General features: G+C 36.6%; 14 protein-coding genes. 4 read left to right on the forward strand and 10 right to left on the reverse strand.

Features of this window, described 5'->3' with window-relative positions; all coding sequences use genetic code 11:
* The 7 genes from V4538_01895 to V4538_01925 all read right to left on the reverse strand — a co-directional run bounded on the left by V4538_01895 (position 1) and on the right by V4538_01925 (position 15,655).
* Entirely contained in the window at positions 1–1,296 is a 1,296-nt protein-coding gene (locus tag V4538_01895; GenBank protein MES2379763.1) for a T9SS type A sorting domain-containing protein, read from the reverse strand.
* 96 nt (positions 1,297–1,392) lie between these two features.
* Entirely contained in the window at positions 1,393–1,824 is a 432-nt protein-coding gene (locus tag V4538_01900; protein MES2379764.1) for a hypothetical protein, read from the reverse strand.
* A gap of 6 nt (positions 1,825–1,830) precedes the next feature.
* Positions 1,831–3,759: a cytochrome c peroxidase gene (locus tag V4538_01905; GenBank protein ID MES2379765.1), complete on the reverse strand. Its 1,929-nt coding sequence runs from the start codon at positions 3,757–3,759 to the stop codon at positions 1,831–1,833.
* Positions 3,760–3,841: 82 nt separating this feature from the next.
* Positions 3,842–11,512 (reverse strand): choice-of-anchor I family protein, encoded by a 7,671-nt coding sequence (locus V4538_01910; GenBank protein ID MES2379766.1) that lies wholly within the window; start codon positions 11,510–11,512, stop codon positions 3,842–3,844.
* Positions 11,513–11,726: 214 nt separating this feature from the next.
* Entirely contained in the window at positions 11,727–13,643 is a 1,917-nt protein-coding gene (acs, locus tag V4538_01915; protein MES2379767.1) for an acetate--CoA ligase, read from the reverse strand.
* Between the two features lie 41 nt (positions 13,644–13,684).
* Positions 13,685–14,059, reverse strand: coding sequence for a DUF779 domain-containing protein (locus V4538_01920; protein MES2379768.1), 375 nt, complete (start codon positions 14,057–14,059; stop codon positions 13,685–13,687).
* A gap of 90 nt (positions 14,060–14,149) precedes the next feature.
* Complete coding sequence (locus V4538_01925) at positions 14,150–15,655, reverse strand: aldehyde dehydrogenase family protein (GenBank protein MES2379769.1); 1,506 nt, start codon at positions 15,653–15,655, stop codon at positions 14,150–14,152.
* Between the two features lie 169 nt (positions 15,656–15,824).
* Here V4538_01925 and V4538_01930 point away from each other — a divergent pair, with 169 nt between their 5' ends.
* The 3 genes from V4538_01930 to V4538_01940 all read left to right on the forward strand — a co-directional run bounded on the left by V4538_01930 (position 15,825) and on the right by V4538_01940 (position 20,425).
* Complete coding sequence (locus V4538_01930) at positions 15,825–16,742, forward strand: AraC family transcriptional regulator (protein MES2379770.1); 918 nt, start codon at positions 15,825–15,827, stop codon at positions 16,740–16,742.
* A gap of 185 nt (positions 16,743–16,927) precedes the next feature.
* Positions 16,928–19,342, forward strand: a complete 2,415-nt coding sequence (locus V4538_01935; GenBank protein ID MES2379771.1) for a TonB-dependent receptor — start codon at positions 16,928–16,930, stop codon at positions 19,340–19,342.
* Positions 19,343–19,378: 36 nt separating this feature from the next.
* Complete coding sequence (locus V4538_01940) at positions 19,379–20,425, forward strand: DUF4249 family protein (protein ID MES2379772.1); 1,047 nt, start codon at positions 19,379–19,381, stop codon at positions 20,423–20,425.
* Positions 20,426–20,485: 60 nt separating this feature from the next.
* Here V4538_01940 and V4538_01945 read toward each other — a convergent pair whose 3' ends face one another.
* From V4538_01945 to V4538_01955, 3 genes are all read right to left on the reverse strand, one after another.
* Entirely contained in the window at positions 20,486–21,571 is a 1,086-nt protein-coding gene (locus V4538_01945) for a BamA/TamA family outer membrane protein (protein ID MES2379773.1), read from the reverse strand.
* 89 nt (positions 21,572–21,660) lie between these two features.
* A complete protein-coding gene (locus tag V4538_01950; protein ID MES2379774.1) occupies positions 21,661–22,704 on the reverse strand; it encodes a DUF4421 family protein in 1,044 nt (347 codons plus the stop codon).
* A gap of 27 nt (positions 22,705–22,731) precedes the next feature.
* Positions 22,732–24,255: an amino acid--tRNA ligase-related protein gene (locus V4538_01955; protein ID MES2379775.1), complete on the reverse strand. Its 1,524-nt coding sequence runs from the start codon at positions 24,253–24,255 to the stop codon at positions 22,732–22,734.
* Positions 24,256–24,432: 177 nt separating this feature from the next.
* On the opposite strand from V4538_01955, the gene V4538_01960 reads away from it, so the two are divergent.
* Positions 24,433–25,023 carry a LemA family protein gene (locus V4538_01960; protein MES2379776.1) on the forward strand — a complete coding sequence of 197 codons (591 nt, stop codon included), beginning with the start codon at positions 24,433–24,435 and terminating at the stop codon, positions 25,021–25,023.
* Positions 25,024–25,040 lie beyond the last annotated feature (17 nt).

Below are 25,040 nucleotides of genomic sequence, written 5' to 3' on the forward strand. Positions count from 1 at the left end.
CTATTCTGTAATCACTAATTTTTGGGTAACCACACTGGTGTTCGTTTGTACTTTTAACATATAAACACCTTTGGCTAATAAAGCAATATCTAATGCCATTTCTTTTTGATTGCGTATAACCGGTACTGTAATATTTTCTCCTTTGGTATTTACCAATGTGATAGTTGCTTCCTGGTTTTCATTTAAAAAAGGTATATAAATATTCACATTTTTACTGGCCGGGTTCGGATAAACTGATACTTCATACTTGATAATTGCTGGCTCCGTTTTAACTCCTGTTGGTTGGCTAAACAGCAATCTAAGAATAGGATTTGCGGACCAAACATTACCCGCTGAATCAAATGTAAACATGTAACCATTTATAGGTTTATTATTATTGTAACTGAAAGTATATTTCTGAGAGTTTCTCCATCCTGAATTATCTGATGGCCAATAAGCACTTTTAACTTCAGTCAATTGATTTTGGTTATTATACTGAAGAATATCATTTGAAAGAGGCATTAATTGAAATTCCTGGCCATTAGTGGTCATACCGTGATGTATGGCACGTATAACATTTCCATTGTTATCATAATCAAATGTATCTTGAGCCGTGATACTCCAATTATTACCATTTACTCCTTCGGTATAAACTGTATGTAATTTATTATTGGTATAAGTATAAATACTATTACCTGTAATGGTATCACTTGCACTTTCTGTATAAACGGTTTGAATTAAGTTAGAAGCACCATCGTAGGTATGTGAGCTGATATAACTCTCTTGCGTTTGATACACAAACATGCTATCCTTAACTCTTTGGCCTGAACCATTATAAGCATAATGAATTTCATAATAATCAAGAAACTGATCATACGTTGGAGGGATAGCTCGCATAATTACAACTTTACTTGGTTGGTTATTAGCAGCGTAGGTAAAATTATATTTTAACACCATTGTATAGGTATAGTCCGGATAGTCATAATGCACATTTTCAATGGCTATAGCTATTCTATTCTGATTGTCTAATACAAAACTATCTGTATTAAGTTGCACATCTTTCCACTCATTATTTGTTCTTTGCGATGTTTTACTTTCTTTCCTAAATGGTTCAATAGCGGAAGGAATCCATGTATATCTGGTATTATCAATCCAGGTATCATTGGCGGCTCTTCTTTGCTCAAGCACATACGAGTTTTCACGTAGTATTTTTTCAAAACCAATAACAGGGTACTCAGGTAAAGTTGGCACAAGTGATTGCGTAAATCCTGCCATAACGCTCATCGATAATAATAGTGTGAGGTATTTTTTTTTCATGTTTTAATGTTTTTAGTAACCTTAAGTCAAACAAAAAATCATGATGGTTGCAAGGATATAATTTTACTCAGGTAACTTTACAATTGAACAATTGCTTTAAAAATGCACACCCGATTTTTTCTTATACCTTAAATAATGCACTACATAATCAAGTTCTAAAGCTGATAAATTGCTTTCTTTTAAACGGTCTCCATGCGATGGATATTGAATTCTCACTTCATAATCCATGAGTTGCGGCAATGAAAAATCCGGTACCACTGCTACTCCGTTTACCATTTTGTTATGGCATCCGGCACATATAGTATTGTAAACAATAATTCCTTTTTCATAAAAGCTAATGAACTCTGCTTTTTGCGCTTCTGTCATTGTTGCACTGTCGTAAGGCAAATCGTAAGGCGCAACTACTGGTGGTTTTTTTGTTTCTGTTTTTGCCAGCATTTCACTTTTTGAGTTGCTTTGCGAACTTGTTTTACAATTGGCTAAAACAATGGTACTTATTACTAAAACTATGATTATAGTGGTTTTCATTTGTTGTTAATACGTGCCGCCTACTTTGCGGTTATTTAAAGCGGTAATGGTTGACTTTGGTAATTTTTGCGGAGCTACTTCAAATTGTATTTGCTCGTTTAATGATTGTATAAAGGCAATCAGATATTTTTTTTCTACAGGGTTTAATTGCAATGAATCGGGTGGTAAGGTTTGATTTGGTACTTGCAAGCCTTTGCCTGCTCCGCCACCTGCATTGTAAAAATCAATTACTTGCTCCAGGTTTTTAAAAACACCATTGTGCATATAAGGTGCTGTGTATTGTGCATTGCGAATGGTTCCTGTACGGAATGCATGTAATGTTTCTTCGGCCGGATTCACTAAATACCGTCCTTTATCAGCACTTAATGAATCGTATTGTAAACTGCTTGGCACACCTAATACTTCAAACTCGGAACTTACGTAAGGTGGTTTTACACCGTTAAATTGTGGTGCAAAATGGCAAGTGCCACATTGGGCTTTGCTCATAAATAAATTAAAGCCTTTTTGTACTTCTATACCGGCTTCGGTATGCTTATTCATAGCCGCATCAAAAGGTGCAGTGTATTGACTAAACTTACTGTAGTAATAGGTAATAACTGATGCTATGTGGTCGGCTGTAATTTCTTTTTCGAGCGGTGTATAGGGTAACAATTTTTCAAATGCTTCTTTGTATTTATTGCAACTTAATACTTTTGCTACCATTTCTTTTTCATTGCTTGCCATTTCAGCCGGATTGGTTAAAACGCCTTTGGTTTGGTGTTGCAATGAAATATGTTTTCCATCTAACATAATTAAATGGTTATACGCTGCATTGATTAATGTTGGTGTGTTGCGCGTTAAAAAACTGGTTTGATCAAACTGCAAAGAAGTGGCAGTGGCGGTATCGGTAAAAAACTGTTTGGGGTTATGGCACGATGCACAACTGCGCAAATTATTGGCTGATAATATGGGGTCGTAAAACAATAATTTGCCTACGTTATCCATTGCTTCTAATACTTTTTCATCGTTTACGCGTAAAAAAATACCCTTTGCATTTTGGCCTTGGTATAGGTTTTTTGAAAAAATTGAAGTTGCCTGTTTGTTTAATGTATAATCAACAAAACTTCTGCTTACTACTTTGTATTGCAATAACATTTGTTGGTTTAATGCAAACAATGGATTTACATAATTGCGTATAAAGGCATAATGGTTAAACAAACTATAACTGGTAGCTTGTTTTTTTACAAACTGAATGGTTTGTTGGTATAAGGCTAAGTATTCCTCGCCAATGGGTGTATTTGCATAACTCTGGTTATAGGCGGTATAAATAGTGTTTACTTCATTTAACATTACGTATAACTCGGGTATTATGCTTGCCGTATCAGGGCACTCAAAACCTGAGGTATAAATGGTAGCTAAATTTAATAAGTATAATCTGTTACACAAAAAGAAATGATGGTATGCTTTTATATTTTTGGTAATAGAGTCGGCATAATAAGTTTGTATAGCGGCTATACTTTGTTGTATTAAACCGGCTAGTACTTTTTTATCAAGTTGTTCTTCGTCTTCTAAATATTGTAAGGCTAATGTTAAGCCTGCTCCTTCACGTTTGTATGGTTTTTCAAATTTTTCAAATACTTCTGTTTCCCACTCTACCGGCAATGGGCCATTTATTTTTTTTTGTGCTAATGGCTCTAAATAACGTAACCAAAAATCAACACCCTTAAGCTTATTGCGTGTTAACTGTATGTTTTGTTTTATGTTGTTTATACTACTTGCTACCTGCAAATCACTTTTATCAATACAAGTTAGTAAAACATTTTCACTGGCTTCTAATGCTTGTATTTTTTGTTGATACAATAAGCTATATGCATTTTGTTCTTCACTGTTCTGAAAAGAAAAAGTAATGCCGGTAGCTATGGCTATAAAAATAAATAGTATCGTTTTTCTTGTCATAAAAATGTGGATTTGCCAAAACCATTAAATACAAAAACGGGTACACATTTAAGTGCCCCGTTTTTTTGTATTATTTAAACTATTAATGCATTACTACTAATTTTATAGTAGTGGTTTTATTACCTGTTGTTACTCTTACAAAATAAACTCCGTTTTGTAAGTTAGCTGTTTGCAGGTTAACGTTATGCTGTCCTGCTGTTAAATCGCTTTCCAATACATTTACTACTGCTTTACCTTGTATGTCTAATAAGGAAACTACAGTATGTTCTGTTGATTGTAATTGAATAGCCAATGTAGCATCGCTGTTACTTGGATTAGGAAACACATTGATGTTTTCTACTGATGAAATGGTAGGAATACCCACGTTTTTCATACGTACCAACTTAACATTAAATGTTTCAGCTGACTGTAATGAATCGGTTGTTTCATAAGCATACACTGTCCATTTTAAGTTTAACGAATCGCCTTTGGCTATTCCGTTATTGGCAAGTATTACATCTAAAGCATTGCTGGTTAATGTTAACTTAGCATCTGCTCCTGTATTATCAGCATCCATGTTTAATAAAGGAGCTGTAAAGTTACCTGTTAGGGTAGCTGCTTTCCATTTGTATTTAGTTGCATTAGCTGAAGCTGACCATGTAATAACAATTGGAGTAGTATTGTTTTGTTCTACTTCTACCCTTGCATTGTTAGCCGGAGCTGTTAAGTTAAATGAACTTAATATACGTTTACGAATTACATTTATGTTCCAATCCTGACTTGCTTTTAATGAATCGTTAGCTGTTAAATAAGCATACACTGTCCATTTTAATACTGTTGAATCGGTACGTTTAATACTTAATGAATTCAATACATTGTCTAATGCTCCACTTGTGATGGTTAATATACTATCAGCACCAAAATTATTTGCATTTAAGCGTAACAATGGTGTAGCAAAATTGCCTGCTACAGTAGTTAAAAACCATTTGTAAGTAATTGCATTGGTCGATTTTGTCCAGTTAATATTTACTGCAGTTGTGTTTGCTTCTTCTACTACCAGTCTGGTATTGTTAGCCGGAGCTGATAAACTAAATGCACCAAGTATTGCTTTGTTACGAGCCAATGTTATATTAAATACTTGTGTAGCTTGTAATGAATCGTTCACACCTTTGTAAGCAAATACAGTCCATTTGGTTTTAATTGAATCACCTCTGCTTACACTTAAGTTAGCCAACATAGCATCTAATCCACCTGATGTTAAACTTAACAAAGTATCGGCACCTGCATTGTCAGCATTTACAACCAATAAAGGTGTATTAAAGCTACCTGTAGCTGATGTTAAGAACCATTTGTATTTAGTTGCATTTACTGAACTGTTCCAGTTTACCTGAATAGCTGAAGTATTTGCACTATCTGTATTTATTCTTGTATTGTTAGTTGGGTTCAATAAATTGAATGCTGATAAAGGTGTTTCCATGATATCTTTTTTACGCACTCCATATAATTGATAACCTAATGCACAACCGTTGGTTGGCGATGAACAGAACTGTGCTAAAATACCCTCAAAAATGAATGAACCTTTATAAACAGTTACTGCCGGTGCATCTTCTACTTCGGTATCTTGTGCAGCAATGACTCTTAGTATAGTACTGTCGCCAGTATTCGGACCATCCCAAACGGTAGTATTGCTACTTGCAGCAAAGGTAGCGGCAGTGCTGTTGGTTTTTAAACCTACTATACGTACTAATTTACTTTCATACTGCTCACCATTGGTATTTATTTGTTTTAGTGTTACTAATATTGGAGCAGGAATAGTTGCATTTGTACTTAATTTAGTTACTCTGCTATTTTCACCAAATGCACCATTTCCAACATTAATTTGAGAATAATTGTTAAAATCACCTCTTCCTCCAACTACTTCTACAAAATCGCCTTCTTTTAAACCACTGCTTAAAATGGAATCAACCATGGCACCAGAAGATTGACGAACAGCAATAGCTCCTGTTGAATCTTGAATATAAATAAATCTACCCCAAGCTCTGGTAATTATACCTCTAACTCTTACTGTGTCGTTGTTAATTGAGCGTGATGATCCAATAGAAATTAATTGTTCTCCGATAGCCGTAGCAGGATTAAACATTTTTAAAATTTGTCCACCTTCTACAAATTCAGTATTAGTAGCATAATGAGCTTGGTCAACCAATAAGAAATTACCAGCACCTAATATATCTTGTACATCAATTACTCCAGAAGCTTCTTCATCTTGTGTTAAGTAATTAGCAGCACCATTTATAAATCTAGTAGAATCGTGTGAAGCGATTAAAGTTAATTTGTCATTAGCAATAGTGTATTGCCATGTTTTACCTATATGAACATTATTTCCTACATCTTCTTGAATAATAATATGACCAAATTTATCAATACCTATATTGTCCATCATTTTAGGACCTTCAGTACCATCTAACACCGCAGTTATAGTTCCACCAGTTGTAGGGTTCTTAATATCATTAAAACGTAATCTCCACATTTTGCTTGGAGCGGTAAATGCATTGGTAGTTACAAAATAAAAGTCGTTAGGATTTGAAGGGTCAAAAGTGCCATCTTCTGGTCTTAAAAACTTAGTTACCAATAAAGCATTACTTGTATTATTTAAAGCCAAACCTGTTGAATCTTTAACTATTCCTAAATCAACCATAGTAAAGGCTGTGTTAGGAGCAGGAACAGTTGCACTTATTTCAGCAGCTAAACCTGTTACAGCTATTCCATATAATCTACCATTGGTTAAGCCGGCTTTGTCCATTTCATTTCCTGTATTGGTTTTATTACCTACATAAAAATAAACTTGTCCATCTGTTCCATCATCCATTCCGGCTACTACTGTTTTGTCACCTGAAGCAGGAGATGCTACTGAGTTTTCCCATGAGAATTTACCTAAAGAAGGTAACTCGTATGTAGTACCGGCATTCGTTCCTGTAGCAATGTGTCCAAAAGCTCTTCCCTCTGTTCCATTTTCTTCACCATTCATAAATATACGCTCTTGTGTTCCTAATCCGGTAAGTGAATTATAGAAAGCAGAAACCGAAGGTAAATCAGCGGAGCAAAAACGAGTGAACGCTTTTTTACTTGTAGTATCAGCTGGATTGTATAAAGTATACCCAATTCCTGTAGTATATAAATTTACTTTTTGAATTAAATCAGCACCACTTACAACGGATAAATCGTTTTTATTGATTACCCATTTAGAAACAAAAGCACCTTTAGCTCCATGTGCACGGTTAATACCAACTGTATTTCCCAACTCATGGTTAACTAATAATGTAAATGTTCCATTGTTATTATCCCAAGCACCTGTTCCATCAGGTATACCAACCATTTTGTAACCATTGTTAGCACTATCGCCTACAGAAAGGATGGAATTAAATTTCACTCCTGGAGCAGCCGAAGTTAAATAAGGAGTTTGTGACGAATTAGGTGAAGCACCTGCAAAAGCATTGGCCGTAGTAGGATTAAACATTTTTAAAATTTGTCCACCTTCTACAAATTCAGTATTGGTAGCATAATGAGCTTGGTCAACCAATAAGAAATTACCAGCACCTAATATATCTTGTACATCAATTACTCCAGAAGCTTCTTCATCTTGTGTTAAGTAATTAGCAGCACCATTTATAAATCTAGTAGAATCGTGTGAAGCGATTAAAGTTAATTTGTCATTAGCAATAGTGTATTGCCATGTTTTACCTATATGAACATTATTTCCTACATCTTCTTGAATAATAATATGACCAAATTTATCAATACCTATATTGTCCATCATTTTAGGACCTTCAGTACCATCTAACACCGCAGTTATAGTTCCACCAGTTGTAGGGTTCTTAATATCATTAAAACGTAATCTCCACATTTTGCTTGGAGCGGTAAATGCATTGGTAGTTACAAAATAAAAGTCGTTAGGATTTGAAGGGTCAAAAGTGCCATCTTCTGGTCTTAAAAACTTAGTTACCAATAAAGCATTACTTGTATTATTTAAAGCCAAACCTGTTGAATCTTTAACTATTCCTAAATCAACCATAGTAAAGGCTGTGTTAGGAGCAGGAACAGTTGCACTTATTTCAGCAGCTAAACCTGTTACAGCTATTCCATATAATCTACCATTGGTTAAGCCGGCTTTGTCCATTTCATTTCCTGTATTGGTTTTATTACCTACATAAAAATAAACTTGTCCATCTGTTCCATCATCCATTCCGGCTACTACTGTTTTGTCACCTGAAGCAGGAGATGCTACTGAGTTTTCCCATGAGAATTTACCTAAAGAAGGTAACTCGTATGTAGTACCGGCATTCGTTCCTGTAGCAATGTGTCCAAAAGCTCTTCCCTCTGTTCCATTTTCTTCACCATTCATAAATATACGCTCTTGTGTTCCTAATCCGGTAAGTGAATTATAGAAAGCAGAAACCGAAGGTAAATCAGCGGAGCAAAAACGAGTGAACGCTTTTTTACTTGTAGTATCAGCTGGATTGTATAAAGTATACCCAATTCCTGTAGTATATAAATTTACTTTTTGAATTAAATCAGCACCACTTACAACGGATAAATCGTTTTTATTGATTACCCATTTAGAAACAAAAGCACCTTTAGCTCCATGTGCACGGTTAATACCAACTGTATTTCCCAACTCATGGTTAACTAATAATGTAAATGTTCCATTGTTGTTATCGTAAGCTCCTGTTCCATCAGGAATACCAACCATTTTATAGCCATTTTCAGCGGCATCACCAACGGTAAGAATTGGATCTATTTTTACACCGGCTGCTGCTGGTGTTACATATGCCGATTGAGAAGATACTGATAAAACAGCCGGTTTATAATTTGCTAATTTTTTAGCACCACTTATACGGTAAGTAATTACATGACTTAGATTACCTGTTGCGGTAGCAATACCATTTGCAAGAGCAGATTTTTGTCCAAAATCATTATCGTTTCCAATAGCAATGGTGCTATCATTGATAATGGCTAAACCTTCTGCTTTATCTAAAACCGCAGGCCAGCCACTTGCTAATAAATCAATAACCAAAGTTTTGCTTACTGCTTTAATTCCATAAGCAGCTAAACCTGTTGAGTCAACTAAACCTTCTAAAGTATTTGTTCCATATAAACCTGAATGTACAGCTGTAGCCTGGTTTATATTTATCTTGTATAAACGTTTAATATCACTTGTTCCTCTTGCTGCTGCTTCTAATACTAAAAATGTACTATCGTTAATAGCAGCCATATCACCAATTTTCCAATCACTTAATCTAATTTGGTTAGCACCGCTTGCTCCTATGATACCATCATTTAAATAAACTATCATGCGTTGATTGCCGGTTGCAGGGTCAATTTCCAATATGCGATGAACCCTGCTGTTATCACCAACTGTAGCGGTTGGGTATAAAATACCACTTTGTATCATTGCATAAATTTTTCCGTTTGGAGCAATTGAAATGCCTTCAAATCCACGGTTGTTTTTGCGGTATTTAAAAACAGAATCAATTTGAACATCTACAGATTGTTTACCTGCTAAATGAGCGTAAGGAGTATATCTTTTAATTAAAACACCATTTGGATTTAACTGCCAAATAGTAGCTCCGCCTTCTTCGCATAACCAGAAGTTACCCGCTTTATCAACTACCAATCCTTCAGGGTCTATACCAAAAGTATCTTTAGGAGTTGTTTTTAAATTAAAGTTAGCACAATTCTGAACAGTATCAGTTGAAGCTACTTCGGCTGCGGTACTTCCTAATCCTGTTGGATTAATAATACCGGTAGCACCAGTTCCATTCGGACGTTTTATGGTAATACTTTGTAAAATTTGTATAGAGTCACCAACAATACGTATGCGATGAATTTTAGGCGTGTATGAAGGGAATGCATACATTTTATCGTAAGTAGGTCTGCAACTTGCTGTATTAGCATTGGCACAATCAATATTCACCCCACGGTCAGAGCAAGTCCAAAACTCTGTTCCATTGGTATTTGGAATAGGAAATAAAGTGGAGAAACCAGCTTCTTTGTAATTGATGCCTTGAAATGTTCCAATGGTAGCCGAAGTATTATTTTTATAATCTTGTAATTTGGTTATACCTTCTGTTTCCGGTGTATTTAAAGTATAAAATGCTACCGTGCCACTTACTTCGTTCGAAAGCATAATCATATTTACACCATTTGGACTTTCTGAACTAGGAATAAATGCAATTCCCTCAGGACCTAAATCGCCCACAGTAGACAAATTAGCCTGACTTGGAGTAACACTAAAATTTCTGGAATTAATATATTGTACAAAGTAAGGTGCAGTTGGATTGGTAATATTATAAATCATTATACCACCAATTCTTTCTAAAGCAACAAAAGCATAAATACTGTCTTTAATTTTTCCAACAGTTACACTTTCCGGCTCAGGTCCTTTGTTATCACTTCTATCGTCAAGAGCATTGGTAGTATGTCCTGCATTAAAATAAGCCGGGTAACTATTTTTTGTAATTTGTTCAAATTCATCTTTACTATCCCAAACCAAAGCTCCGGTAGTGCTATTCCAAATAGAAAACGAGCGACCTCCAAAAGCAAAAATACTATCAAATTTCCCATCGTTATCAAAATCGCCATAACGGTTTGTAACGGTTAAACGACCTAAAGCAGTATTGGCTTTGATAGCAGCCACTCCGGTAGCGCCACCGAATTTAGTAGTATCTAACACATAGGCAGCATCACCCACTCTATTTTCTTCAACGTTGGCAGTACCCCAATCAGCGCGGGCATCTCCCTCATTGGCTGTGATTAAATAAGTTTGGCTTCCACTTTTAAACGATGAAATTCCATCAGGTAAAAACAAACCAAAAACAGGAAAAGTATCTATTTTAGCTAAAGCACCATTTGAACCATTATCTCTGTCTGATGGGTCTAAACCGTTTCCTAAAAGTACATGGTTTTTATAGCCTAATGGTAATAAACTTGTTACTGTAGCAGTATTAATGTTTACCACTGCAATGGCATTATTTTCCTGGCAAGTAACCCATGCTGTTGAATTATCTTCAGAAATGGTTATGTATTCTGGTTCTAAATCTTCGGCAACCGTTGAATTACGCAAAAAAGTACCACCCGACTGAATTTTTCCAAAAATTCTAATCTTTGAATCAATAACAGCAGGAGAGTTAAAAGCAGTAAAACCGGCAGTTTGCACATTGGCTTGTGTTAACGAAGCCGCACCTCCGCTTAAATCAATAATTGAAATAGAACCTTCCGGGTCTATTGTATAACCTACATTGGGTTCACCTTCGTTGGCACATATTAATTTATTTCCATCTGAAGTAAATATAATATGATCAGTATTTGCACCGGCCTTTACTTTACTTATAAAGTTTCCATTAATATCGGTAAATACAATGCTACTAGCATTGGTTTTTCCATTCGAATCAACAACTGCCATAGCAATTAAACCTTTTTTATTGCAAGCAATAGAATTGATGTCAATACCATAAGGTTTAATAGAAAGTGTAGTAATTAAAACTGGATTGGCAGAGTTTGCAATGTTTACAATTTTAACTGTAGAGTCAGGTCCATTGATTACAAACATACGTTTGGAACCCGGATCGAAAGCAGAGATTTCGGCTACACCTCCATTGGAATTGTATGTTCCAATAGAATATCGCCCTAAAAACTGCGCATTAATTTGCGCTTTACCTTTTAAGTGGAATAGTACACTACAAAGAGTAAAGAGAACAAGGGTCAAATTTTTTCTCATAAAATTATTTTTTTTGATGCTGCAAATCACCCCAAGTAGTATTTTCTAATCGTATCCTATGTGTTACTAAAAAGTGACCGAATAATTATGGGAACATTTTTTCGCTTTCTTTTTTATTCGTTCTCAAACACATACGTTTATTTAAAATGATTACAAATAAAAAAGCCTTCACTTTTTCAAGTAAAGGCTTCTTGTTATTGATTTATAAAACAGTTTAAACCAAAGCACCGCTTTTTATTTCGTCCACTACCAAAGGGTCGAGTAAGGTGGATGTATCGCCTAAATTACCGGTTTCGCCTTCGGCTATTTTACGCAGTATTCTACGCATAATTTTTCCGCTGCGGGTTTTGGGCAATCCTTTTACAAATTGAATTTTATCGGGTTTGGCTATGGCTCCTATAATACGCGAAACTGTTTGCGCTATATCCTGACGGGTTAAACTTTCGTTTTCATGCATGCCATCAAATATTACATAGGCATAAATGCCTTGTCCTTTTATATCATGCGGGTAACCCACTACAGCACTTTCCACCACACCACTATGCATATTTATAGCATTTTCTACTTCGGCAGTGCCAATGCGGTGTCCGCTTACATTGAGTACATCATCTACTCTACCAGTAATTCTATAATTGCCTTCTTCATCGCGCAAGCAACCATCGCCTGTAAAGTACATATTATTATAGGTAGCAAAATAAGCTGTCCGGCAACGCTCATGGTCGTTATAAGTTGTGCGTATAATACCCGGCCACGGTTGTTTAATACATAAGTTACCACTTACGTTGTTGCCTAAAATTTCATTTCCATTTTCATCAACCAAACAAGGTAAAACTCCCGGCATAGGTAAAGTAGCATAGGTTGGTTTTTGTGGTGTTACCCCTGCAAAGTTTGAAATCATAATGCCGCCTGTTTCGGTTTGCCACCAGGTATCAACCACCGGACATTTTTCTTTACCTATATTTTTATAAAACCATTGCCATGCTTCTTCATTAATTGGTTCACCAACGGAACCCAAAACTTTTAAAGAACTTAAATCTTTGTTCTTTACATAATCCAAACCAAAGCCCATTAAACTTCTAATGGCTGTTGGTGCTGTATATAATATATCTACTTTGTGTTTATCTACTACATCCCAAAGCCTGCCTGCATCGGGCCAGGTAGGTATGCCTTCAAACATTAAGGTAGTAGCTCCTGCGCTTAAAGGTCCGTATATAATATAACTATGCCCCGTAATCCAACCAATATCAGCCGTGCAAAAATGTATTTGCCCCGTTTGGTATTGAAATACATTTACAAAAGTATAATTAGCCCAAACCATATAACCTGCAGTAGTATGCACTACGCCTTTGGGTTTACCTGTTGAGCCTGAAGTATAGAGTATGAATAAAATATCTTCGGCATCCATTTCGGCAGCAGGGTAATCAGGATTGCCTTGTGTTTCTACTTTCTTTATTTCGTCTTCCCACCATACATCACGGCCTTTAATCATACTTACCGATGTTCTGGTTCGTGTACATACTATCACGCGTTTAACAAACTTACAGGCTACCAATGCATCATCTATTACGCTTTTTAAAGGAATATCTTTATTGCCACGATAAGCACCATCGCAGGTTATTATAAATTCAGCATTGGCATCTGTTAACCTGTCGGCAATGGATTGAGCAGAGAACCCTCCGAATATAACGGAGTGAATAGCACCAATCCTTGCACAAGCTAAAACAGCTATAGCTAGCTCCGGAATCATACCCATGTATAAGCAAACACGGTCGCCTTTTTTTACACCATTGTTTTTAAGTACATGCGCAAACTGCTTTACTTTAAACAATAATTCTTTATAGGTTAAAACCCGGTGTGCTTCCTCTTGGTCATTAGGCTCCCAAATAATAGCAGGTTTATTGCCTAATTTTTCTATGTGTCTGTCTAAACAGTTTTCAGTTATATTAAGCTTAGCTCCTTCAAACCATTTAATATCTGGTTCTTTAAAATTCCAGTCCGAAACTTTATCCCATTTTTTTTGCCATTGAAAATGATCAGCAACAGAAGCCCAAAAAGCTTCCGGGTTTTCTATACTTTCTTGGTAAGCTTCTTTGTAGTCATCAAAGCTTTTTATTTGATAGGGATACGACATGTTTTTTTATTACAAATAAAATTCTTTTTTAAAATTATCAATCAGTCTTCTTTAAAAGTGACAGGCTCCAGATTTATTGCTTCATCGGCTGTAATTAAGCGCGATTGTATAATAAAGCGTAAGCCCATTGGAATTTCCAGCGAAAAACTTGAACCGTGTCCTTGTGTAATATCAACCGTTAACTGCGTATGTTGCCAATATTCAAACTGGTCTTTACTCATCCAGAATTCGCAATCTTCAATGGTACCTAAACATACATCGCTGGAGCCAATTATAAATTCGCCTTTGGCAAAACACATCGGTTGTGAACCATCGCAACAACCACCACTTTGGTGAAACATTAATGGACCCTGTATTTCTTTTAACTGCGCAATTACCTGCGCTGCTTCATTACTTACCAATATTCGTTTTACCATATTTATAAAAAGCAAGTAACCACAAAAGCACTTGGTATGTATAAGTGTTTGTGGTTACATTTTACCCTCTCTCTTTTTATTTATTGTTAACTAAAAGAACCCTAATTTTTGTTTGCTGTATGAAATAAGCATATTTTTTGTCTGGCGATAATGACCCAACATCATTTTATGTGTTTCTCTGCCAAAGCCCGATTTTTTATAGCCTCCAAATGGCGCATGCGCAGGATAAGCATGGTAGCAATTTACCCAAACACGTCCTGCCTGAATAGCGCGTGGTACCTGGTATAGCTCATGCGCATCGCGTGTCCATACACCGGCTCCCAAACCATACAAAGTATCGTTGGCTATTTCCAATGCTTCTTCGGTTGTTTTAAATGTAGTAACACATACTACAGGACCAAATATTTCTTCTTGGAACACACGCATTTTATTGTGCCCTTTTAAAATGGTTGGTTGTATATAATAACCTCCACCTTCTTCGCCACTTAGTTTTTGTAAATCACCACCCACTAATACTTCTGCGCCTTCTTCTTTTCCTATTTTAATATACGATAAAATTTTCTCGTACTGATCGTTAGAAGCTTGTGCACCCATCATAACGGTTCCGTCTAACGGGTTACCCATTTTTATGGCTTTTACTCTTTCAATAACACGGGTCATAAATTTATCGTAGATGCTTTCGTGTACCAAAATACGCGATGGGCAGGTACATACTTCACCCTGGTTTAAAGCAAACATCACAGCGCCTTCAATGGCTTTATCAAAAAAATCATCATCGGCATCGGCTACTGACGGAAAAAATATATTAGGCGATTTACCACCTAATTCCATCGTTACAGGAATAATGTTTTCCGAAGCATATTGCATAATTAAACGACCTGTAGTGGTTTCGCCTGTAAAAGCTATTTTAGCTACACGTGGTGAAGTAGCCAATGGCTTGCCTGCTTCCGGACCAAAACCTGTTACTATATTCAATACACCCGCGGGTAAAATATCGGCAATCAGTTCCATTAATACAATAATAGAAGTAGGTGTTTGCTCAGCAGGTTTAACTACTACAGTACAACCTGCAGCTAAAGCCGGAGCCATTTTCCATGAAGCCATTAACAAAGGAAAATTCCAGGGAATAATCTGGCCAACTACACCCAATGGTTCGTGCAAATTAATACTTACAGTATGTTCATCGTGTTCTGAAATAGTACCTTCTTCGGCACGTAATACACCTGCAAAATAACGGAAGTGGTCTATACACAATGGCAAATCGGCCGCACGTGTTTCGCGGATGGCTTTACCATTATCTATGGTTTCTATGGTTGCCAAATACTCTAAGTTATCTTCCATAACCTGCGCAATTTTTAACAACACACCACTGCGGCTTGCTACTGATGTTTTGCTCCATGATGGAAATGCAGCATGAGCTGCATCTAAAGCTGCATCTATATCTTCTTTTGTCCCTCGGGCAGCTTGGGTAAATACTTTTCCATCTATAGGTGAGTAGTTATCAAAATACTCTCCTTTAACAGGAGCTACAAATTTGCCACCAATGAAATGATCGTATCTGGCTTTAAATGCCGGACGTTTTGCTAATGTTGTCATAATAATTTTATGTTTATGGAACACGAACATAGAAGTTGCTCTTATACAAGTGATAGTACAATCCTATCATTTAGTAGCACAATTGTATCATACCTTTGTCATAAGCTATAAAATATTTGCACTTAGCTACTATTATGCTATGTTTGATTGAACAAATAAAAAGGCAGCAATGAAATACCATGTAAATCCGGTTGCACTATCAAACGAATCACAATTAAAAACATTGATTGAAAACCGAACAGCCTACTCATTAGCGCAATGTGAGCTGAACGTTTTTGAAACACACAGGTCTTCATTCAGTGTACCACTTACTTTTAACAGCCTTGTTATAACGAGTATGTTAAGGGGCAAAAAAATTATGCATTTGTTTGATGAAAAAGGCTTTGATTATTTACCGGGCGAAAGTGTAATTGTACCTGCTGATGTTACCATGCGTATAGACTTTCCGGAAGCAGATGCAGGTAACCCTACACAGTGTACGGCACTGGCTATTGATAGTTCACATATTGACAATACTATTCATTACTTAAACGAAAGTTTCCCAAAAGAAAACGGTTCACAGCCGTGGCAATTGAACTACAACCAATACCATTATTTTAACAACGAAGCCATTGCTTTACTCACCAATAAACTAATAGCTATTTGTACCAGCAGTAAACTGAATAAAGATATTTTTGCTGATTTAACTTTAAAAGAATTATTGGTTAGCATTATGCAGAACCAAAATTTAAACCACCTGAGCAATGCCACCTATGTTAATAATAATCCACTGGCATCTATTATGGGTTATATCAGGAATAATATTCATGAAAAATTTCAAATAGAAAATTTAAGCAGTAAAGCCTGTATGAGTAAAGCTACTTTTTACCGGGTTTTTAAAAGAGAGTTAGGTATAAGTCCGCTGGAGTATATATTTAACGAAAAGGTTAACAGAGCTAAAGAGATGCTTAAAAACCCCACCCTGAAAATTGCGACCATTAGCGATGAACTGGGATTTTCGGATGCCAATTATTTTATACGTGTATTTAAAAAAATGGAAGGTATAACACCCAACCAATATCGCTTAAATATACTTGCTGCCAACTAAACCGTTTTAGTTTTATCTCCTTGCAAGAATCCTTCCTTGCCAAAGCCAAAACCTGCCATCAGTTTTAAACGCCAACTGTTGGGTATGTAAGCCACTTGCAAAACAAATAAGGTAATTTTAATCAAATAGTTCGAATATATACTGTTGTGCACTAATATTGCAGCGCAAAACAGCAAAATCAACACATGAATTTTACTTTAAAATCAATCCTGATTTATTCCTTTCTAAGCATTGTAAGCCTTTCGGTTTTTGCCCAGCAAAAATCGGTTTTAAGCGGTTACATACGCGATAACAAAACAGGTGAAGAACTTATTGGCGTTTCGGTACTTATTAAAGAAAATGGCAAAGGGGCTATAACCAATGAGTATGGTTTTTTCTCTTTAACGTTGCCTCCGGCTACTTATACCGTAAGTGTAAAATACTTAGGCTACACTACGGTTACGCAAACCATTGACTTAAGCACCAGCCAAAAATTGAATCTGGAACTAGCTCCCCAAAACAAAGAGCTTAAAACGGTTAATATTACCAGCGAGAAAAAAGACGAGAATCTTAAAACAACCGAAATGTCTACTAACAAGTTAGACATGAAAACCATCAGCAAAATTCCTGCCTTGTTAGGCGAGGTTGATTTGGTAAGAAGCATACAGTTACTACCCGGTGTAAGTACTGTGGGCGAAGGCGCTTCCGGCTTCAATGTACGTGGTGGAAGTATTGACCAGAATTTAATTTTATTGGATGAAGCACCTGTATATAACTCATCTCATTTATTCGGTTTCTTCTCTGTATTTAATCCTGATGCGGTTAAAGATGTTAAACTATTCAAGGGCGGAATCAATGCAAAATATGGTGGACGTTTATCATCTATTTTAGATGTACGTTTAAAAGAAGGAAACAAAAAACACTTTGCCGCACAAGGTGGTATTGGCTTAATATTTTCGCGCTTAACATTAGAAGGGCCAATTAAAAAAGGCAAAGGCTCTTACATTATTGCAGGCCGCAGAAGTTATGGCGATGTATTGGCTACTCCTTTTTTAGCGGGCAATGCCGACTTTAAAGGTTTTCAGTTATACTTTTACGACTTAACCGTAAAAGGCAATTATAGCCTGAGCGAAAAAGACAAAGTATATCTTTCAGGCTATATGGGTAGGGATGTTTTTGGCGTAGCTTCATTTGGTTTTAACTGGGGTAACCAAACTTTAACTGCCCGTTGGAACCATATATTCAGCGATAAATTATTTAGCAACACAACAGCCTTTTACAGTAATTACGACTATGGAATTGGCACTGATAATATTGGCGCCAGAGAAGCTTTTAAATGGACTTCGCGTATTATTAACTACAGTTTAAAACAAGATTTTACCTGGTATCTCAACAGTAAAAACACCATTAATTTTGGCGGACAAAGTATATTCTACCAATTTCAACCGGCTAACGCAAGTTTTGTAAGTGGTGGTATCAGGCAGGATATTAATTTGCCTTACAAATACGCTTTGGAAAATGCTTTGTATGCTTCAAATGATCAGGTAATCAATAGCCGCATATCATTGAGCTATGGTTTGCGTTTTTCTACCTTCCATTACTTAGGTAAAGGCGTACGCCAAAATTATGGCGAAGGTTTTACCAGCTTCGGCCGTGAATATATCAGCAGCCAATCGTTCAACGATTTTGAATCTATTCAAAACTATTTTAACTTAGAACCAAGAGCCGCTGTAAAGTATGAGTTGAATGCAACAAGCAGCTTAAAAGCAAGCTATATGCGTACTACGCAGTATGTGCATTTAATATCAAACACAGCTGCTTCTATTCCTTTAGATGTATGGACACCAAGTACCAATAATATCAAGCCACAACTTTCTGATCAGGTAGCCATTGGTTATTTTAAAAACTTTGGCAGCACTAAAAACGATTACGAAACTTCGGTAGAGGCTTATTATAAAACCATGCAAAATCAAATTGACTATGTAGACGGAGCTGACTTATTATTAAACCCTTATTTAGAAGGGCAAATACTAAGTGGCAAAGGCAGGGCTTATGGTTTAGAGTTTTTTGTGAAGAAGAATACTGGCCGCTTAACCGGTTTTATAAGCTATACATTGGCACGTACCGAGCGCCAGGTTGATAGAATAAACAATAACGATTGGTACCCTACCCGTTTTGATAAATTACATAATTTAAACTTAGTGGTAAGTTACGATTTAACCAAACGTTGGACCATTAACACAAATCTGGTATATGGCAGTGGAACACCCGTAAACTTACCTACCAATGCGTTTGTTTTTGAAGGTTATCAGGTGCCGCATAATCCGGCAGCACCCCGAAACAATATTCGTATACCTGACTTTTTCAGAATTGATTTAACGGCTACCGTAAAAAGTAAAGACCGCAAGCAACCGGATATAATGCCTACCAACTTTTTTAAACGAATGAAATACACCTACGAGTGGGAAATAGTATTTGGGGTATATAACCTGTTGGGTAAACGAAATGCCTTTGCGGTGTATCCACGTATCAATGACAAGTCGCCAGCCATTACAGAATTGGTTCAATTCTCATTGTTTGCGGTACCTATACCGGCCTTTACTTACAATTTTAAATTTTAATATTTTATAGTTAAACCTTATTATAAAAATTAACACATGAAAACATTCCATAAAATATATATAGTGCTATTATTAACCATTACAACACTGAGCAGTTGTATTGATAAAATTGATATAGACGCAGGTAAAGGCGAAAGCCAATATGTAATAGAAGGTCAAATAATATATGACCCTTTAGACCCGGCCAAGCTGATAAAAGATACCATTAAAATAAGCAAATCGATTGGTTATACAGAGAACGGACAAGTACCAAAAATCAACAATGCAACTGTAGTTATTATTGACTCAACAGCAGGTTCGTTTTTTGTTGATACCTGTGTAAGCATTGGCAACGGTAATTATATTCCAAACAAAATAATACCACAACCTAACCACTCTTATTTGTTATTAGTTCGTTTACCTGAAGGCGATACCGTTATTTCTTATTCAAAAATTAACCGTCCTTGTGTATTTTACAAAGACAGTATTTATACTACCATATTAAATGATGAAAGCCTTGGCAGAACAGGACCTGGCGGGCCTTTAAAATCAGGCTGGGGTTATGTGGAAATGAAAGTAATTGACCCTGCAGGTTTAGGCGATAGTTACCGATTGAAATATTATGTAAAACGCAACCCGGTAGCAACCAATCCATACTTTGCTGAGAGTGGAGGTTTCACGGGTTGGACTTTTTATAACAAAGTAAATAACTTAGTTATCGTAAGTGAATCAAACAGTGCTGATAATTCGCCTAACTCGCAGTTAGAAAAAGAAGCCGTTTTCAATTTCCCTGTTGCACGTTCTATCAATACTGTTGAAGATGATGTAATGAAACGCCCAGCCTTTTACCCGGGCGACTCTATAAAGGTTGAAGTGTATAGCATTACCAAAGAAAATCTATTCTTTTATGCACGTATGAAAACAGAATTGACCAATGGAACTGGTGGCGGATTTTCAGGTTTGTTTGCTACACCGGTATCAAACGTTCCTTCCAATATATTTCCTTTCGGTCAATCAAAAATTAAAGTACTGGGTTGGTTTGGCGCATCGCATAAAGTAACGCAGGCTACGCAAATGACTAATTTCAATTTCGACATCCGGTAAACATCAAAAATACCAATAATAAAAAAGGCTATAAGTTTTACAACTTATAGCCTTTTTTATTTAAAATGCTTCGTTCATGGTAAAGTAAAAACCTTGTATATTGTTTTCTCCCCGCCCGTAATCAATACGCACGTTTACATGCTCTCGTCTGATGGCTAAAAACCGGAAACCAATTCCATAATTAGGTTTTATGTTCTCAAATAAAACAGAAGTAGTATTGCCTACATTGCCAAAGCCACCAAAAAAAGTAAGAGATATAGGACCCCATACTTTTTTGCGTAACTCCGCTTGAAAAGCCATAGAGTTTTTATCTCTGTAACGACCATTGTAATAACCCCTCATGTATGCATCGCTGCCAATAGTAGCCAATTGCTTAAAAGGAATATCGCCATCGTTAAAACTACCATAGGCCTGTAAGGCTAAAATATTTTCTTTCCATAGCTTTATATAATTACGTGCATCAATGGTTATATTGTTATAGGTATAATCACTGCCCAAAGCTTTTGCATTAAACAAATTAGTTATATCAATAAAATGGCCTTTGGTGGGGAAATATATTTTATCGCGGTTATCCAAACTCAACACCAAACCCGCACCTGAAGTAAAGCTTCCGTTGTTACCCAATATACCGGGTGAAGTGAACAAACCATTACCCTTGAAATCAAAATTATTTATCTGGTTGGCTTCGTACTGCAAGCCTACATACATACCTTTTAATACTTGCTTAGTAGCACGCAATTGCAGCCTGTTTTGTGCATAATCATACAGTGCTTTATTGGCCTCTGCGGTGTTATTACCAATGCCCCAAAAGTATTCGTTAAACTTCCTGTAAGTATAAATGGCTTTTATATTGTATCGGTTGTTTTTAGTAAAAATATCGATGTACGGACGCACACTGTATTGGCCCAACTCTGTTGTTTGCCCATTCAACCTGATTAAGGAAGGGCGCGTATTGCTATCGTTGCTATACCTGTACAAATAAACCAAACTCAGCCCCAATTGCCAACCCGTTTCAGGGTATACACCCCAAATGGGTAATGCAAAAAACGAACTTTTTTTAGGCTTGCTTGAATCGCCTTCCAACTTATCGTAAATCTTATTGATATAGTTTTCCAGCTTTGATTGCGCTTGAACAGAATGTTGCACAAACAATACAAAAAAGAGTAGAAAAATTATCCGTGAGAAACGGTTTGTATTACCTGTTTTTTTATTGACCACCAACGCAAATATAAAATTTATAACCACTTAATTTTGGGTATCAATCTGTAAAACCGATAGCCTATATTAAATCCAAAACTGGTTGATTGAAAGGCCACAAAATTAGGATAACCAAAAGCATTTAAGCTGGCATCGTAATTCACAAACACATTCCAGAAATATTGGTCGCCATTCCTACCCATCGAAAGTTTTGCGTGCGTATCCGCATCAAAGTTTATTCCTTTCTTCGTTGTGGTAGGATTCACCACCATAAAAGAGGCTAATCCCAAGCCTAAAAAAGCCGAAGGAGAAATAAACCAAGTGCCACCTTTAAAACAAAAATTATAGGCATAACCCGGCCTGAAATTAATATGCCATAAGCGCAAATGATTCATCTGGCTTAACTCGCCATAATTCTGCTTTGAGTCAATATTGGGAGGTATTAATGAGGAGTCTGCCTGGATAGATTTAAAACCCAGGTTACACATCATTAACATGGCCCCTGACGACTTACGCTGGAACTCGGCCATAGACAAAGCACTGCGGTAAGAAAACTTGCGGTGGTTAAAGTTATAAAATAAGTTTAAGCCATTTGCCAATATTTTTACATCGGGCCGTATTGATAAATTGGTATCAACCCCCAAAGTACGGTATATACCGCTAAAGGAGCGTGAGTATATTTCTCCTCCCCAGCGCGACTGGTAGTAACTGAATGAGAAGTCGTAAAAGTTGGTTCGCCCAAAAGTTTTTTCATCGCCATTGGTACCCGGTACCTGCACACCTAATGACACTGTAAAATATTTTAAACCCAAGCTCACCCCTGTTTGCCAGCTTAAGTTAGGCGACAGTTTTAACAGCTCGCGCGAGTTACTGAAGCGTGGCGGATTGATATAAAAATCGAAATTATTTAGCCAAGAGTTTAACTGAATATTATAAGGCCGATAAAACTGCGCTATATAGTTGGTGTCTTTTTTTTGCGCATAACTGTTATAGCTGCTTAGCAAACCAAACAACAAAATAAAAACCCTAAAAAGGAGTTTGAACCGGTAAATCAAAACGTAATTTTCAGGGTTTTTGTTCATGTATAAATACTAAAACTATTCAAGGTATTAAGGTAATAAACGTCCGTACATTCTAGGGAACGGAATACTTTCGCGTACATGTGGTAATTTACATACCCATGCTACTAAACGCTCCAAGCCTAAACCAAAGCCTGCATGCGGTACACTTCCGTATCTGCGTAAATCCAAATACCATTCAAATACTTCCATTGGTAATTGGTGTTCGTTTATTTTATCGGTTAATAAATTAACATCTGTTTCACGTTCGCCACCACCAACTATTTCGCCATAGCCTTCCGGAGCCAAAACATCAACCCCCCGTGCAAAATTAGCGTTGTTAGGATCGCGTTTTAAGTAAAATGCTTTTACCTCGTGAGGCCAGTTATAAACCATTACGGGTACACTGAACAAACGTGTTAATACTGTTTCATCGCTACCACCAAAATCGTTTCCATACTCAAAGTTACGTGCTGAATTTAACCAGCCCGGAATATTGCGTGCTTCTTCTTCTAAGTCTTTTAACTCTTGTTTTAGTTTATCAATTTTAGCTTGGTTAAAACCTATCTCACCCTTTTTCATACCGGGTGTTTTAATTTTTTCTTCGCGCTCTGTAATCTCTGCGTTGGCTTCTACAATTTTTGCTTCTACCGCAGCTAAGTCAGCTTCTAGGGTTTTAATAGAGTTCATGCCATCTACATCCTTTTCGCCTTTTATAATGCTTACGGCTTCATCGTATGTTAAACGTGGAAATACCTGTGTTATGTTTTTTAACACGGTGGTATCGCGGCCAATAATAGCCAACTCGTTTTCACAATTAGCTAAAACCTCACCTACTACGGTGCGTAAAAAGTCTTCAATCAAATCCATGTTCTGGAAAATATCAAAGAAAACCATCTCCGGTTCTATCATCCAAAACTCAGATAAATGCCTGCGTGTTTTCGATTTTTCCGCTCTGAATGTTGGGCCAAACGTATAAATTTTGCCCATGGCAAAAGCCATTGCCTCGCCATATAACTGGCCGCTTTGGCTCAAATAGGCAGGGTCGCCATAAAAATCGGTTTCAAATAAATTAGAAGTTCCTTCTGAAGCATTACCTGTAAACAAAGGTGCATCCATTTGTACAAAACCTTGCTTTTGGAAAAAATTATGAATGGCATAAATCAACTGATTTCTTATTTTCATAATAGCCCATTGGCGTTGGCTACGTAGCCACAAGTGGCGTTTATCCATTAAAAAATCAACCCCATGTTCTTTTTTCGAAATAGGATATTCTTCTGCTATAGCTATAATGTTTAAGTCGCTTACCTGCACTTCAAAACCACCCATTTGTTTTTCGTCCATGCGTATAGTTCCGGTTACTTCAATGGCTGTTTCCAATGTAATATTTTTACATTTTTCAAAAACCTCTGCACTTACCGTTTCTGCGCTTACCACGCATTGGCACCAACCGGTTCCATCGCGCAATACAATAAAATATATTCCTTTACTATCCCTGCGATTGCTGGCCCAGCCCTTTAATGTTACCTGTTGGCCTTCGTAGTTTTTTAAATCTTTAACTAAAAATTGCTGCATATAAAATCTTTCTACTCTCTTAAAAATTGGAACGCGAAAATACTGTTTTTAGTCCATTCACCCACACCGGCAAGCTTCTTTTTTATTTAATTTAACAAAAATCGGCATTTATGTCAGTCTTATTTCTTGGTGACTAATTTGTATATTGCCCATGGTAAATATTTTAACATTAACAACATGAAAAAAGGAACCATTATTTTATTAAGTGTAGCTGCAGTGTTTATTCTGCTTATTTTTAACGCTTGTGGAAGCTATAACAAAATGAACGAAAGACGCGCTGAAACAGAAAGTGCGTGGGCTAAAGTACAAAGTGCTTACCAACGTAGGTTAGATTTAATACCTAACTTAGTAGCTACCGTAAAAGGTGCCGCTAATTTTGAGCAAAAAACTTTAACCGATGTAATTGAAGCACGTGCAAAAGCAAGTTCAATCCAGGTTGACCCTGATAAATTAACGCCTGAAAACATTAAAAAATTCCAGGGAGCACAAGGCGAGTTAAGCCAGGCTTTAGGCCGTTTAATGGTGGTATCAGAACAATATCCGCAATTACGCGCTACGCAAAACTTTAGCGAGTTACAAAGCCAGATTGAAGGTACTGAAAACCGCATAAAAGTAGAGCGCGATAATTTTAACGATGCCGTTAAAAATTACAACGTGTATATCAGAAACTTTCCGCAAGTACTTTATAGTGGTGCGTTAGGATTTGAGAAACGTGGTTTCTTTGAAGCCGATGCTGCTGCTGAAAAAGCACCTGAAGTTAAATTTTAATATTAGCGTCATTGCGA

The sequence above is a fragment of the Bacteroidota bacterium genome (assembly GCA_040388375.1).
GTDB lineage: Bacteria > Bacteroidota > Bacteroidia > UKL13-3 > UKL13-3 > JAAFJM01.

Excerpts from the sequence above, each read along its gene's own strand:
- V4538_01895 (MES2379763.1), bottom strand. The coding sequence starts at position 1,296 with ATGAAAAAAAAATACCTCACACTATTATTATCGATGAGCGTTATGGCA.
- V4538_01900 (MES2379764.1), bottom strand. The coding sequence starts at position 1,824 with ATGAAAACCACTATAATCATAGTTTTAGTAATAAGTACCATTGTTTTA.
- V4538_01905 (MES2379765.1), bottom strand. The coding sequence starts at position 3,759 with ATGACAAGAAAAACGATACTATTTATTTTTATAGCCATAGCTACCGGC.
- V4538_01910 (MES2379766.1), bottom strand. The coding sequence starts at position 11,512 with ATGAGAAAAAATTTGACCCTTGTTCTCTTTACTCTTTGTAGTGTACTA.
- acs (MES2379767.1), bottom strand. The coding sequence starts at position 13,643 with ATGTCGTATCCCTATCAAATAAAAAGCTTTGATGACTACAAAGAAGCT.
- V4538_01920 (MES2379768.1), bottom strand. The coding sequence starts at position 14,059 with ATGGTAAAACGAATATTGGTAAGTAATGAAGCAGCGCAGGTAATTGCG.
- V4538_01925 (MES2379769.1), bottom strand. The coding sequence starts at position 15,655 with ATGACAACATTAGCAAAACGTCCGGCATTTAAAGCCAGATACGATCAT.
- V4538_01930 (MES2379770.1), top strand. The coding sequence starts at position 15,825 with ATGAAATACCATGTAAATCCGGTTGCACTATCAAACGAATCACAATTA.
- V4538_01935 (MES2379771.1), top strand. The coding sequence starts at position 16,928 with ATGAATTTTACTTTAAAATCAATCCTGATTTATTCCTTTCTAAGCATT.
- V4538_01940 (MES2379772.1), top strand. The coding sequence starts at position 19,379 with ATGAAAACATTCCATAAAATATATATAGTGCTATTATTAACCATTACA.
- V4538_01950 (MES2379774.1), bottom strand. The coding sequence starts at position 22,704 with ATGAACAAAAACCCTGAAAATTACGTTTTGATTTACCGGTTCAAACTC.
- V4538_01955 (MES2379775.1), bottom strand. The coding sequence starts at position 24,255 with ATGCAGCAATTTTTAGTTAAAGATTTAAAAAACTACGAAGGCCAACAG.
- V4538_01960 (MES2379776.1), top strand. The coding sequence starts at position 24,433 with ATGAAAAAAGGAACCATTATTTTATTAAGTGTAGCTGCAGTGTTTATT.